The 12,469-nt window shown below is 70.9% G+C and carries 14 protein-coding genes; 4 read left to right on the forward strand and 10 right to left on the reverse strand.

Annotation, left to right across the window (positions count from 1 at the left end):
* Positions 1-7: 7 nt before the first annotated feature.
* The 5 genes from cbiE to AB0F38_RS17320 all read right to left on the reverse strand — a co-directional run bounded on the left by cbiE (position 8) and on the right by AB0F38_RS17320 (position 4,810).
* The gene (gene cbiE, locus AB0F38_RS17300; protein WP_361893311.1) at positions 8-1,225 is read right to left on the reverse strand and encodes a precorrin-6y C5,15-methyltransferase (decarboxylating) subunit CbiE; all 1,218 of its coding nucleotides are present in this window, start codon (positions 1,223-1,225) and stop codon (positions 8-10) included.
* 120 nt (positions 1,226-1,345) lie between these two features.
* Positions 1,346-2,032, reverse strand: a complete 687-nt coding sequence (locus AB0F38_RS17305; RefSeq protein WP_361893314.1) for a GNAT family N-acetyltransferase — start codon at positions 2,030-2,032, stop codon at positions 1,346-1,348.
* 103 nt (positions 2,033-2,135) lie between these two features.
* On the reverse strand, positions 2,136-2,999 hold the full coding sequence (locus AB0F38_RS17310) for a MetQ/NlpA family ABC transporter substrate-binding protein (protein ID WP_361893317.1): 864 nt from the start codon (positions 2,997-2,999) through the stop codon (positions 2,136-2,138).
* A gap of 72 nt (positions 3,000-3,071) precedes the next feature.
* Positions 3,072-3,743: a methionine ABC transporter permease gene (locus AB0F38_RS17315; RefSeq protein ID WP_361893320.1), complete on the reverse strand. Its 672-nt coding sequence runs from the start codon at positions 3,741-3,743 to the stop codon at positions 3,072-3,074.
* Positions 3,740-4,810, reverse strand: a complete 1,071-nt coding sequence (locus AB0F38_RS17320; protein ID WP_361893323.1) for an ATP-binding cassette domain-containing protein — start codon at positions 4,808-4,810, stop codon at positions 3,740-3,742. Before AB0F38_RS17320 ends, AB0F38_RS17315 begins: the two co-directional genes overlap by 4 nt.
* Positions 4,811-5,422: 612 nt before the next feature.
* Here AB0F38_RS17320 and AB0F38_RS17325 point away from each other — a divergent pair.
* Both AB0F38_RS17325 and AB0F38_RS17330 read left to right on the forward strand, forming a co-directional pair.
* Entirely contained in the window at positions 5,423-5,782 is a 360-nt protein-coding gene (locus tag AB0F38_RS17325) for a hypothetical protein (RefSeq protein WP_361893325.1), read from the forward strand.
* A gap of 2 nt (positions 5,783-5,784) precedes the next feature.
* Positions 5,785-6,228, forward strand: coding sequence for a hypothetical protein (locus tag AB0F38_RS17330; RefSeq protein ID WP_361893328.1), 444 nt, complete (start codon positions 5,785-5,787; stop codon positions 6,226-6,228).
* A gap of 22 nt (positions 6,229-6,250) precedes the next feature.
* Here AB0F38_RS17330 and AB0F38_RS17335 read toward each other — a convergent pair whose 3' ends face one another.
* The 3 genes from AB0F38_RS17335 to AB0F38_RS17345 all read right to left on the reverse strand — a co-directional run bounded on the left by AB0F38_RS17335 (position 6,251) and on the right by AB0F38_RS17345 (position 8,597).
* Positions 6,251-6,754 carry a GNAT family N-acetyltransferase gene (locus tag AB0F38_RS17335; protein ID WP_361893331.1) on the reverse strand — a complete coding sequence of 168 codons (504 nt, stop codon included), beginning with the start codon at positions 6,752-6,754 and terminating at the stop codon, positions 6,251-6,253.
* A 37-nt stretch (positions 6,755-6,791) separates the two neighbouring features.
* The gene (locus tag AB0F38_RS17340) at positions 6,792-7,349 is read right to left on the reverse strand and encodes a sigma-70 family RNA polymerase sigma factor (RefSeq protein WP_361893334.1); all 558 of its coding nucleotides are present in this window, start codon (positions 7,347-7,349) and stop codon (positions 6,792-6,794) included.
* Positions 7,350-7,442: 93 nt separating this feature from the next.
* On the reverse strand, positions 7,443-8,597 hold the full coding sequence (locus AB0F38_RS17345; protein WP_361893336.1) for a glycerophosphodiester phosphodiesterase: 1,155 nt from the start codon (positions 8,595-8,597) through the stop codon (positions 7,443-7,445).
* Positions 8,598-8,989: 392 nt separating this feature from the next.
* Between AB0F38_RS17345 and AB0F38_RS17350 the strand changes: the two genes are divergently transcribed.
* Entirely contained in the window at positions 8,990-9,661 is a 672-nt protein-coding gene (locus AB0F38_RS17350; protein ID WP_361893339.1) for a lysophospholipid acyltransferase family protein, read from the forward strand.
* Positions 9,662-9,746: 85 nt separating this feature from the next.
* Here the strand turns inward: AB0F38_RS17350 and AB0F38_RS17355 are convergent, their stop codons facing one another.
* A complete protein-coding gene (locus tag AB0F38_RS17355; protein ID WP_361893342.1) occupies positions 9,747-11,291 on the reverse strand; it encodes an MFS transporter in 1,545 nt (514 codons plus the stop codon).
* Positions 11,288-11,839, reverse strand: coding sequence for a helix-turn-helix domain-containing protein (locus AB0F38_RS17360; RefSeq protein WP_361893345.1), 552 nt, complete (start codon positions 11,837-11,839; stop codon positions 11,288-11,290). The genes AB0F38_RS17355 and AB0F38_RS17360 overlap by 4 nt, the downstream gene beginning before the upstream one ends.
* 124 nt (positions 11,840-11,963) lie before the next feature.
* Between AB0F38_RS17360 and AB0F38_RS17365 the strand changes: the two genes are divergently transcribed.
* Positions 11,964-12,464, forward strand: a complete 501-nt coding sequence (locus AB0F38_RS17365) for a hypothetical protein (RefSeq protein WP_361893347.1) — start codon at positions 11,964-11,966, stop codon at positions 12,462-12,464.
* The last annotated feature ends 5 nt before the right edge of the window (positions 12,465-12,469 follow it).

Raw genomic sequence — 12,469 nt, forward strand, 5'->3', positions numbered from 1 at the left:
GAGCGGCTCAGGGGGCGAGGTCGGAACGCACCCCGGAGAGCAGGAACACGACGGATCGTTCCCGCTCCGCCCAGGCGGAGGTGTCCAGTTCGACCGACTGGAGCAGCGCGCACTCGACGGTGTAGCCGTTCTCGGTGAGCGCCGCGCCCAGGGACTCGGCCTCGTCCCTGTTGGAGGCGTGGGTGACGATGCGTTCCGGACGCCGGTCGGCGACAGCCGTCACGACGGGGGCACCTCCGCCGCCGATCCGTACGACATCGGGTTCGGGCAGGCGCTCCAGTACATGCGGGGCCCGGCCCTGGACCACCTGGACCGCCACCTGGAAGGTACGGGCGGCGGCCGTCGTGCGGGCGCAGGCGTCCGGATCGCTGTCCACGGCCAGCACGGCCGCGCCGAAGCGGGCCGCCTCCACCGCGAAGGCGCCGCCGCCGGAGCCGATGTCCCACACCAGGTCGCCGGCGCGCGGTCCGAGACGGGCCAGCTGTGCGGCGCGCAGACCTGGAGCCTCCCCCTCGCCGCCTTCCGCCCCGTACGCCCCGGTGGGCAGGGCCCAGCCCCGGACGCCTCCGGGGGAGGCGGGGGTACGCCCGGCGATCCAGGCACCGGTGGCGGTGGTCTCGGGTCCGCTGCCGATGACGATGACGACGTTCGGGTCGCGCCAGGTGTGGTCGGCGGTCTTGTCGGAGGTGAGGACCGTGACCCTCTCGCGTGCGGTGCCGAGCTCCTCGCAGATCACGAAGGTGCGGTGGACGTCGTCGAGGAGGAGGGCGAGTTCGGCGGGACCCGCGCCCGGGGAGGTGAGGACGGCGACCTTGTGGTGGGCGCGGCAGACGTTGACGGCGCGGCGCAGGGTACGCGGGTGGGCGACGACGACCTGGGCGTCGTCCCACGGCATTCCGGCGCGGGCGAAGGCGGCGGCCACGGAGGAGACGGCGGGGACGACTTCGACCTCGAGGCCGTGCTCGGGCGCGCGCAGGGCGCGTACGACGCCGAAGAAGCCGGGGTCGCCGTCGGCGAGGACCACGGGGCTGCCCCGGTGGCCGGCGATCCTGCGGGCCGCCAGGTCGACGCTGCCGAGGCGGATGCGTTCGGCGCTTCCCGGGATCTCCGGGAGCGCAAGGTGGTGGGCGGCTCCGGCGACGAGCGTGGCGGCCGAGAGCGCCGCCGTGGCCGTTCCGGTCAGTGGCGAGCCGTCCCACCCGATCACCGTGACCCGGTCGGCCATCTTCGTCAGTCTCCTGGGGGTGTAGCAGGCGGGACTCTCCGCGGGGTGGGCGGAGCAGGGTGAGCGTATCCGGTCCGTACCCGGGGCCGGCCAGGGGCTCCTGGAGCCAGGAGGAGGCGCTCAGTTCCAGTCGTCGTAGGAGCCGTAGCCGCCCGCGTCGGCCAGCTGTTCGGCGACGCCCTCCAGGTCCTCGGGCAGGAGTCCCCAGACGATGAGGTCGGTCCTGATGTCCGTCCAGCCGCCGTCCGTGCCGTTGTCGGTCCGGGTCCGGGCTATCCGGGCGTTGCGCAGGACGCCCTCGCTGATGCAGCCCAGTTTCTGGGCGACCTGCTGGGAGGAGGTGTTGTCCGCGGGGGTACGCAGCTCGATGCGCTCGAACTTCTGGTCACGGAAGAGCCACTCGGCGACGGCGAGCACGGACTCGGTGGCGTATCCCTCGCCGCGCGCCCAGGGGGCGGTGATGTAGCCGACCTCGGTGGACAGGGTGCGCCAGTCGGTGTTGAGGAGCCGGACGGAGCCGACGAGGCGCTGGGTGAGGAATTCGGTGACGGCGAAGACGATCCCGTGGCCCTGGGTGCGTTCGGCGGGGGCGATCCTGCGGACCCACCGTTCGGCGTCGACCTGGGTGCAGGGGTGCGGTCCGTCGATCCAGGCGGTGACGAGTTCGTCGTTCATCATCTCGATGTACGCCGGGACGTCCGCCATGTCGAAGGGGCGCAGCACCAACCTGTCCGTGCTGATGGAGATGGACGGGAAGGTGTGAGTCATGCGCAGCTCCATGCCGAAGACCGTGTAAACACACAGCATGCAGCATGGGGCCGGGGATGTGCATGACCGGGTCCGGCACGGCGGAACCCCGCACACCGTCCTGCGGGTGTACGGGGCTCGTCGGGCAAGTGCCTTGTGGAGGTCAGGACTTGGCGGGCTCGCCGAAGGCGGGGATGATCGAGCCCTGGTAGGTGTCCTCGATGTGCTTCTTGACCTCGTCGGAGTTGAGGAGCTTCGCCAGCTTCTGGACGCGGGCGTCCTTCTCGTTGCCTTCCTTGACGGCGAGGAAGTTGGCGTACGGGTTGCCGTCGGCGCTCTCCAGGACGAGGGAGTCCTTGCCCGGCTGGAGGTCGGCCTCGATGGCGTAGTTGCCGTTGATGACCGCGGCGTCGACGTCGTTCAGGGCGCGGGGCACGGTCGCGGCCTCCAGCTCCTTGAACTCCAGACCCTTCTTGTCCGTGATGTCGCTGAGCTTGGCGTCGGTGCCGACGCCGTCCTTGAGCGTGATCAGCCCGTTCTCGGCGAGGAGCTGGAGCGCGCGGCCCTCGTTGGTGGTGTCGTTGGGCACCGCGACGGTCTGGCCCGCCTTGAGGTCCTTGATGTCCTTGACCTTCTTGGAGTAGAGGCCGAGGGGCTCCAGGTGCACGTTGACGACCGGGACGATGTGGGTGCTGTTCTTCTTGTTGAAGTCGTCCAGGTACGGCTTGTGCTGGAAGAAGTTGGCGTCGACCTGGCCGCTCTCGGTGGCGGTGTTCGGCAGGACGTAGTCCGTGAACTCCTTGACCTCCAGCTTGAGGCCCGCCTTGTCCGCGAGGTTCTTCCTGACGTAGTTCAGGATGTCGGCGTGCGGCGTCGGGGACGCGGCGACGACGAGTGCCTTGGAGGTGTCGGCAGCGGCGCCGGTCTCGTTCTTGGCTGCCGGGTCGGAGTCCGTGCCGCAGGCGGTGAGGCCGAAGGCGAGGGCGGCGGTGGCGGCGGCAGCGGTGATCTTGATGTTCTTGCGCACGAAGAGTGCCTCTTTCCGATGGTGATGGTGGTGCGCCCGGACAAGGAGTTCGGGCTCGTGAGGGGGACGGTCTCAGGAGGTGGTGCGGCCCCGTCGGGCCAGCAGGCGTACGGCTCCGTCGCCGATCAGCTGGATCACGGTCACGATGACGATCAGCAGCACGACGGTGATGAGCATGAACTGGTTGTCGAAGCGCTGGAATCCGTAGGTGACGGCCTTGGAGCCCAGCCCTTCGCCACCGACCGCGCCGGCCATCGCGGAGTAGCCGATGAGCACGATGACGGTCGTGGTGACGCCGGAGACGATCGAGGGCAGCGCCTGCGGCAGCAGGACCTTGCGGACGATCGTGGGGATGGATCCGCCCATGGACTGGACGGCCTCGACGAGTCCGTGGTCGACCTCGCGGACCGCCGTCTCGACGAGCCGCGCGAAGAACGGGATGGCGCCGACGGCCAGCGGCACGATCATCGCGGACGGGCCGATGAAGGTGCCGACGACCCAGGTGGTGAAGGGGATCAGGGCGATCAGCAGGATGATGAACGGCAGCGAGCGGCCGATGTTCACGATCGCGCCGATGACCTTGTTCACCAGGACGTTCCGGAGCAGCCCGCCCTTGTCTGTGAGGACGAGCAGGATGCCGAGCGGCAGTCCGCCGACGACGGTGACCACTGCGGACCAGAGCACCATGTACAGGGTGTCGATGGTTCCCTGGGTGAGCAGTGGCTGCATTTCGGACCAGGTCACTTCGCCGCCTCCTTGCTGAGCGGGGCGGTAGTCGGGGCGGGGATGCCGGTGGTGCCGGCGGGTTCGCCGTCCACGACCTCGGCCTGCAGGCCCTGCTCGCGCAGGAAGCCGATCGGCACGACGTTCTCCTCGAAGCGGCCGGGCAGCTCGATGCGCATGCGGCCGATCTGATTGCCGCCGACGGTGTCCATCGCGGCGCCCAGGATCGAGATGTCGATGTTGTACGTGCGGGAGAGCTGCGAGATCACCGGGCGGGCGGCGGCCTCACCGTGGAAGGTGACGTCGACGACCGTACGGTCGGGGCCGGAGGCCGTACCGCCGACGGGGAACAGTTCGTGGGCCAGTTCGGAACCGGGGGTGGCCAGCAGGCTGCCGACCGTGCCGGACTCGACGATGCGGCCCTTCTTCATCAGCGCGGCCGAGTCGCAGACGGTCTTGACGACGTCCATCTCGTGCGTGATGAGCAGGACGGTCAGGCCGAGCTCCTGGTTGAGGTCGCGCAGCAGTTGGAGGATGGAGCGGGTGGTCTCGGGGTCGAGTGCGGAGGTCGCCTCGTCGGAGAGCAGCACCTTCGGGTCGCCGGCCAGGGCGCGGGCGATGCCGACGCGCTGCTTCTGCCCGCCGGAGAGCTGGCCGGGGTAGGCCTTCGCCTTGTCGGCGAGACCGACCAGGTCGAGGAGTTCGAGTGCCTTGCGGGTGCGGGCCTGCCCGGAGACACCGAGGATCTCCAGGGGCAGCTCGACGTTGCCCTGGACGGTGCGCGCGGCCAGCAGGTTGAAGTGCTGGAAGACCATGCCGATACGGCTGCGTGCCTCGCGGAGTTCCTTGCCGGCGCGCCTGCCCCGGCCCGCGAGGGCGGTGAGGTCCTGGCCGGCGACCGTCACGGTGCCCGCGGTGGGGCGTTCGAGCAGGTTGACGCAGCGGATGAGGGAGGACTTCCCGGCGCCGCTCCGTCCGATGACGCCGTAGACCTCGCCCTCGCGGACGTGCAGGTCCACGCCGTCCAGGGCGGTGACCTCGCGGCCGCGTGACTGGTAGACCTTCGTGAGGCCCGAAGTGGTGATCACAGGGGGTTTCCGTCACTTTCGAGTGCGCGGCGCGGTGTCCGCCGGGCACGGGGCATTCGTCTTCGTCGGAAGAGGCTGGTTCCCACGGTCTCGGTGACCGACCGGTGGGAGTCCCGGCGCGATCGGCGCAGGGATCGGCGCATGCCCGGTCAGGCTCGATCCGCTGGTGGCGGACGGCGCGGGCACGTTCTCGCTTCGGGGCGCGAGGCTCTGGCGGGGACCCTCAGAAGGCGCGCATTCGACACATACAACGAGCACCGGGCGTCGTGATCGCCTCGGTCGCAGGGCTGCGGTAGCTCGTCGTGGTCATGGGCCCCAGTAAAACAGACGTCTCGTTCCGGCCATCCCGGCTGTCCGTATAGCGGACAGCCGTGGATGGGGGTGCCGCCCGTCCCGCCGTTCCAGGACCGCCACCCTCCGCACCGCTGTGACCTGCGGCGACACGGGGGGTTCGCCTCGCCTGCCCGGCACTCGACCGTCCCTCAGGGCGCGGGCGCTGTGGCCAAGGCCACGATTGCCGCCCCGCCCCCGCATCCGTCCCGGCGCCGTCTCCGAACGGCCGGCGCCGGGCCCGCACGCGGCGTGTCCCCGGGCCCGTAATACCCTCACTGCATGCTTGACGCCCTGACGATCGCGGTCGCCGTGACCGCGCTCGCCCTCGCCGCCTGGTGCGGACTCGCCGCCTACCGGGACCAGCCCACGAAGGACTGGCACTTCATCGGCATGGCGGTCGTCTCCGTCCTGGCGCTGGCGCAGCTGCTGGTGGGAATCGTGCAGCTGGCCCGGGGCGAGCGGCCGGAACAGGGCATGACGGTCTTCATCGCCTATCTCATCGGATCCTTCGCAGCCGTGCCGGCGGCGGGTTTCCTGTCGCTGACGGAGCGGACCCGCTGGGGTTCGGTGACGGTGGCGGCGGGCGCGGTCGTGCTGGCCGTGCTCGAAGTGCGGCTCTACGACATCTGGGGAAGCTGACCGTGACCGACACCGACCGCGCCGGGGCCCCCGCCCCGGCCGCTCCGCGGAAGCAGCAGTTCGAGCTGGGCTCCGGGCCCGGGCGGGTGCTGGTCTGGTTCTACGGGGTGTTCACCGTGGCCGCCGCGTCCCGCTCGATCGTCGAGATGATCATGGATTTCGGCAGGGCTCCGCTGGCGTACGTACTGTCCGCCGCGGCCGCCCTCGTCTACGGCTTCATCACGTACTCGCTGGTGCGGGGCGGGGAAAAGGCGCGCAGGGCCGCGCTGGTGTGCTGTGCCGCCGAGCTCGCGGGCGTGCTGTTCGTCGGCGCCTGGACGCTGGCGGAACCGTCCGCCTTCCCGGACGCCACGGTGTGGTCGGACTTCGGCATGGGTTACCTGTTCATCCCGGTGATCCTGCCGGTCACCGGGATGATCTGGCTGCGCCGCGCACGGAGCGTGTGACCCTTCGGCCTACGGCCGTCCTTCAGGCACTGGCGACGTAGGCCGGTGCCGCGGCGTCCTTCTCCAGCAGGATCAGACGGACGCCGTCCTCGCCGGTGGCGTCGCCCACCCGGGCGTAGCCCGCCTTGCGGTAGAGCCCCAGACCGCCTTTGCCGCGCTCCCCCGTGTGCAGCCGGAAGCGGGTGGCCGAACGCCCGTCCGCCAGGCCCGATTCGGCGGCGCGCAGGAGGCGGGTGCCCAGACCGTGCCCGCGCAGGCGGGGGTGGACACAGAGTTTGCCGATCCGCCCGGTGCCGTCCGCGTCGGTGAAGCCGCGTACCGAACCGACGACTTCCTCGCCGAGCCGCGCCACGAACACCAGGTCCGTGGCGACTTCGCCGCGGACGGATTCGAGGCTCTGGACGAGTGGATCGATCCGGTAATTCCCGTACAGCTCCGCCTCGCTCTGGAAACAGAGGTACTGGAGCCTGAAGATCTGCTCGACGTCCTGTGCCGTCGCCGCCGAGATGGTCACACTCATGCCCATGTGTGCATGCCTCCCGCTCACCTGGTCCGCCGGTTGTCTACCGCTCCTTTCCCCGCGGTTCAGGAGCCACAACCTCCGCCGCGAGCATTCTGCGCAGACATCCGAGGCATCGGGAACGCATCGGTCCCAAACTGCCCTGTGACATACCCAACTCCCCCGCGATCTCCCGGTACGTCGGATCGTGGGGGGCCAGCATCGCCGCCAGCAGCCGGGGACATCTGCCGGGGAGCCGGCCCACCGCGGCGCGCAGCGTCCGGCGTTCGTCGGCGCCCACGGCGATCCGCTCGGGGCAGCCGGTCCACTCGTCCACGGGCCCGCCGGCGGCGTACGTCTGCTCGCGCCGGGCCCGGCGACGGGCGTGGCGCGCCTCGGCCCGGACGACGGTGCGGACCCAGCGGGCGGGGTCCGCGGGCGGGCCCTGGCCGGCGGGACGCTCCAGCAGCCGCAGCCACACGGCTTGTTCCAGGTCCGCGGCGTCGATCCCGGCGGCCGGGGCCTCTGCCGTCGCCTCCGCGTGTACCAGCCGGCTCAGGGCGCGGACGACGGCTCGCCGGGCGGCGTCCGAAGCCCAGGGAGCATGATCGGGAAACGTCATGCCCCGTCAACGCTCCCCGCGCCCGGCCGGTTGCCCTGCGCGGGGAGCTCCACCCGACCGGGGCATCCCGGCAGGGCCGCTGACGACGGTGTGTCAGTCCTTCGCGAAGTCGGCCGCCGCGAGCAGGGCGGTGTCCGGGTTGTCGGAGAAGATCCCGTCGATGCCCGCCTCGAAGTACGTACGGAGGGCACCGAACACGTCGCCGTAGGCGTTCGGGTCGGTACCGCGCCGGAACTCCGCGGGCAGGAAGGCGTTCTCGTTGCGCATCGTGTACGGGTGCAGGACGAGGCCCCGCGCGTGCGCGTCCGCGACCAGCGTGGTGGGCGTCGTCAGCCGGCCCGTGCCGTCCTTGGGGATGACGAGATCGAGGGTCGGGCCGATGCCCTGCGCGAAGGAGGCGATCCACTTCAGCCCCGCGGGCTTCACCAGGTCGGCGACGGTGCGCGGGTCGCCGGACTCCACGAAGTCCCACGGCCGGGACGTGGGTCCGGACAGCAGGACGACCCGCGGGGTGGCGACGAGCTTCGACAGCCGCAGCATGGAGCCCGGCTCGAAGGACTGCAGGATCAGCGGGGAGTTCGCGCGGTGCCGCCCGTAGCGTCGCAGCAGCCGGGCCAGGGGCTCCTCCAGGCCGAGACCGAGACCCCGGAAGTAGGAGGGGTGCTTGGTCTCGACGTAGAGCCAGACGGGCCTGTTGCGCCGGCGTCCCTCCTGGTCGGCCCAGCGCAGGACCTCCTCGAAGGTGGGGATCTCCCAGCGTCCGTCGTAGAGGGTGTTCTCCTGGCGGTTGCCGGGGATGCGCTCCTTGGCGCGGAGGGTCTTCAGCTCGGCGAGGGTGAAGTCCTCGGTGAACCAGCCGGTGAGCGCGACGCCGTCGACCTTCTTGGTGGTCCTGCGGCCCGCGAACTCGGGGTGGTCGGCCACGTCGGTGGTGCCGGTGATGTCGTTCTCGTGGCGGCAGACCAGGTGTCCGTCCTTGGTCGGCACCAGGTCCTGCTCGACGATGTGCGCGCCCATGTCCAGGGCCAGCTCGTAGGCGCCGAGGGTGTGCTCGGGCCGGTAGCCGCTGGCGCCGCGGTGGCCGATGACGGTCGGCACGGGCAGGTCCCGGTAGGAGCCGTGGCCGCTGCCACCGCGGCTCCGCCCGGCCGCGTTCGCCGTTCCGGTCAGTCCGAGGGCCGCCGTGCCGAGCACGGCCGCCCCCAGGAGGGTCCGGCGGCCGGGGCTCGTCTGCGCACGCTCTGTCATGAATGCTCCTCGCATGTGATGTCTGGCACGTGTCGAGCGGGGTTCTTCCGTCCGGACCGGGCAGGATCGGGGAGCGGGTCCGGTGTCGTGCGACGCCGGACGGAGGAGCACGGCGGAGCCGTGCCGGCCGGACGGCGACGCGGCGGAGCACGACACCGGGGCAGGCCGGCCCTGCCCGGGCCGGGCGGGTAGCCCCAGAGCGTGATCGTAGGCAGCTACGCCATCGGAGGGGCGGCTCGTGGACGAACATGGCGGAAACACACGTCAACACTGCGTATCCGGTTCGTGAACCCGATGTGCGATCAGGCAGGACCCGCGAGTATCGTCCTCACCTGCACAGACCCTTACGAGATCCCGACCCGGCCGGCCCGGCCACGACACCGGAGGATGCGTTGTCCCGACTCACCGTCATCAAGGCAGTGCTCGGACCGATCCTGCGCCTGCTGTTCCGCCCCCAGGTGGAAGGCGCCCAGAACATTCCGGGAACCGGGCCGGTGATTCTCGCGGGCAACCATCTGACGTTCATCGACTCGATGATCATGCCGATCTGCTGCGACCGGCCGGTGTTCTACATCGGCAAGGACGAGTACGTGACCGGCAAGGGCCTCAAGGGCCGTCTGATGGCCTGGTTCTTCACGGGCTGCGGGATGATCCCGGTGGACCGGGACGGGGGCCGCGGCGGCGTCGCGGCGCTCATGACGGGCCGCCGGGTGCTGGAGGGGGGCAACGCCTTCGCCATCTACCCCGAGGGCACCCGCTCCCCCGACGGACGTCTCTACCGGGGCCGTACGGGCATCGCGCGGCTGACGCTGATGACGGGTGCGCCGGTCGTGCCGTTCGCGATGATCGGCACCGACAAGCTGCAGCCGGGCGGCGCCGGTCTGCCCCGTCCGGGCAAGGTCACGGTCCGCTTCGGCGAGCCGATGGAGTTCTCCCGCTACGAGGGCATGGACCGTGACCGCTACGTGCTGCGGGCGGTGACGGACTCGGTGATGGCCGAGGTGATGCGGCTGTCCGGCCAGGAGTACGTCGACATGTACGCAACGAAGGCCAAGGCCGCCTGAGCATCGGGCCGCACGCGGCGTGAGAGGGCCCGTACCCCGGATGGCGGGGTACGGGCCCTTTCGTACGCCCGCCGTCCGGATGGACCTACCCGTGTTCGACGCCGTCCTCCAGCTTCTGGCCGCGCAGCAGGAACCAGGCGGCGACGGCGGTCGCGAGCAGCACCAGGGCGCCGACGCCCGCGGCGACCCTCAGCCCGTTGACGAACGCCTCCTGCGCGGCCCAGACCAGTGCCTCCGCCTGCTGGGCCGGGAGCCCATCGGCCGCTTCGACGGCGCCGCCGAGCGATTCGTGGGCAGCCGCGGAGGTGGCCGGCGGTACGCCGTCCGGGGTGGCGAAGCCCTGGTAGACGCCGGTGACGATGGAGCCGAGCAGCGCGATGCCGAGGGCCGCGCCGAGCTCGTACGCCGTCTCGGAGACCGCGGACGCGGAGCCCGCGTGGTGCTTGGGGACGCTGGAGAGGATCACGTCGGCGGTGACGGTGAAGGAGAAGCCCGCGCCGACGCCGACGACCAGGAGCAGGGCGCCGAGCAGCGGATAGCCGGTCTCCTTGTGTACGAGGGTGACCGTGGCCAGTGCCAGGCCGATCGCCCCGAGTCCGCCGGCCACCACGGAGCGCACCGAGAAGCGGCGGGCTGCCACACCCGCCATCAGGCCGGCGGTCACCGCGCCGATCGCCGCGGGCAGTTCGGCGAGTCCGGCCTCCAGCGGTCCGCGGCCCTGGACCAGCTGCAGGAACTGGGAGAGGAAGAAGACCAGGCCGGACAGGCCGAGGATGGTCAGCAGATCGGCGAGTACCGCGCCCGAGAAGCCCCGGTGGTGGAAGAGCCTCATGTCCAGCAGGGGCGCGGGCAGCCGGAACTGCCGCCGTACGAACCAGACGAGCGCGAGGACGCCGCCGACGGCCGCGAGGGCGACGGGCCAGCCGGCCCCGTGTGCCGCCAGGTCCTTGATGGCGTACACGACGCCGATCATGCCGACGAGGGAGAGACCGACGCTGGGGAGGTCCCAGGGCCCGGGGGCGGGGTCCTTGGACTCCGGGATCATCTTGATGCCGACGGCCACGAGCACCGCCATGACGGGCAGGTTGATCAGGAAGACGGAGCCCCACCAGAAGTGCTCCAGGAGGACACCGCCGACGACGGGGCCGACCGCGGCGCCGGCGGAGGCCATGGCGCCCCAGATGCCGATGGCGAGGCTGCGCTCGCGCGGATCGTGGAAGAGGTTGCGGATCAGCGCGAGGGTGGACGGCATGAGGGTGGCGCCCGCGACGCCCAGCAGGGCCCGGGCCACGATCATCATCTCGGGGCTGTTCGCGTAGGCGTTGAGGACCGAGACGCCACCGAACGCGACGGCACCGCACAGCAGCAGCCTCTTGCGGCCGATGCGGTCCCCGAGGCTGCCCATGGAGACCAGGAGTCCTGCGATGACGAAGGAGTAGACGTCTCCGATCCAGAGCAGCTGGGTGCCGGTCGGTTCGAGGTCCTCGCTGAGGAAGGGGGTCGCCAGGCCGAGGACGGTGGCGTCGACGGCCACCAGCAGAACGGCCAGGACGAGGACGGTGAGGGCGATCCACCGGCCCGGGTGGTACAGGTCGTCCGAGGTGTCGGCCTGCTCGTGGGTACTGCTCATTTCTCCACGCTCCGGCGTGCTCCGCCGAGCAGCAACTCGACGATCATGTACTGGAAGTCCTGTCCGGCGACCCGCCCGACCTGCACGGCCCACGCTCCGGTGCCGATCAGCCCGTACAGGGCCTCGGTCAGCCAGGCGGGAGTGAGGTCGATCCGGAATTCGCCACGTTCCTGTCCGCGCCTGAAGAAGGCGGAGACCCGCGCGTCGAGCCGGTCCCAGCCGTCGTTCACCTGGTCGCCCTCGAAGAGCTGGTTCTCGGTGACGAGGAAGGACAGCAGCCCGGCACTCGGCTCGACGGCGGCGACGAGCCGCCGCAGGCCTTCCTCCGCGGTTCCCTCGTCGAGGGCCGCGGTGTCCAGCGCCGCCTCGAATTCCTGGATACCGAGGTCTTCCAGAGCCCTGACCAGGGCGTCGCGCCCGGCGAAGTGACGGTGCAGGGTGGCACGGCCGATGCCTGCGGCTCTGGCGACCTCGTCCATGGTCGCGGTGGATCTGCGGGTCAGCAGGGCGGCGGCGCTGCGCAGCACCTGCTCACGGTCGAGAGTCATGAGACGAACATATCTCAGGTGATACGTAATCGTCTCATTCGCTGCGGTTCACGGCGGCCGGACACCCGACGCCGTCCCGTCCCGTCCCGTCCCGTCGGAGAGTGGCGGCGGGCACCATGAGGCGATGAAGCCGCTGCTGCTGATCGACATCGACGGCCCGCTCAATCCGTACGTGGCGCTGTCCCGTCGCCGGCCGCCGGAGGGCTACCGGCGGCACCGCATGCGGCCGACGGGGTGGACGGCGGGGCCGGCGCTGCCGGTCCTGCTCAACCCGGGACACGGTGACGAGCTGCTGGCCCTCACCGACCGGTACGCACTCGTCTGGGCGACCACCTGGAAGAACGAGGCCAACGAGTGGATCGGCCCGCACCTGGGCCTGCCGCCGCTGCCGTACGTCGACTGGCCGGCGATGCACGCCGACACCGGGGACGGGACGTACTGGAAGACGAGGTACGTCGTCGAGTACGCGGCCGGGAGACCGTTCGCCTGGGTGGACGACGAGATCACGGACCTCGACACGGGCTGGGTGGCGGGACACCACCCGGGGCGGGCGCTGCTGCGTCCGGTCGACCCCCGGGTGGGCCTGGTGCGGGCGGACTTCGACGCACTCGCCGCCTGGGCGTGAGCCGG

The organism is Streptomyces sp. NPDC025273, from assembly GCF_040638585.1.
In the GTDB taxonomy this organism is placed as follows: Bacteria; Actinomycetota; Actinomycetes; order Streptomycetales; family Streptomycetaceae; genus Streptomyces; species Streptomyces cinereorectus.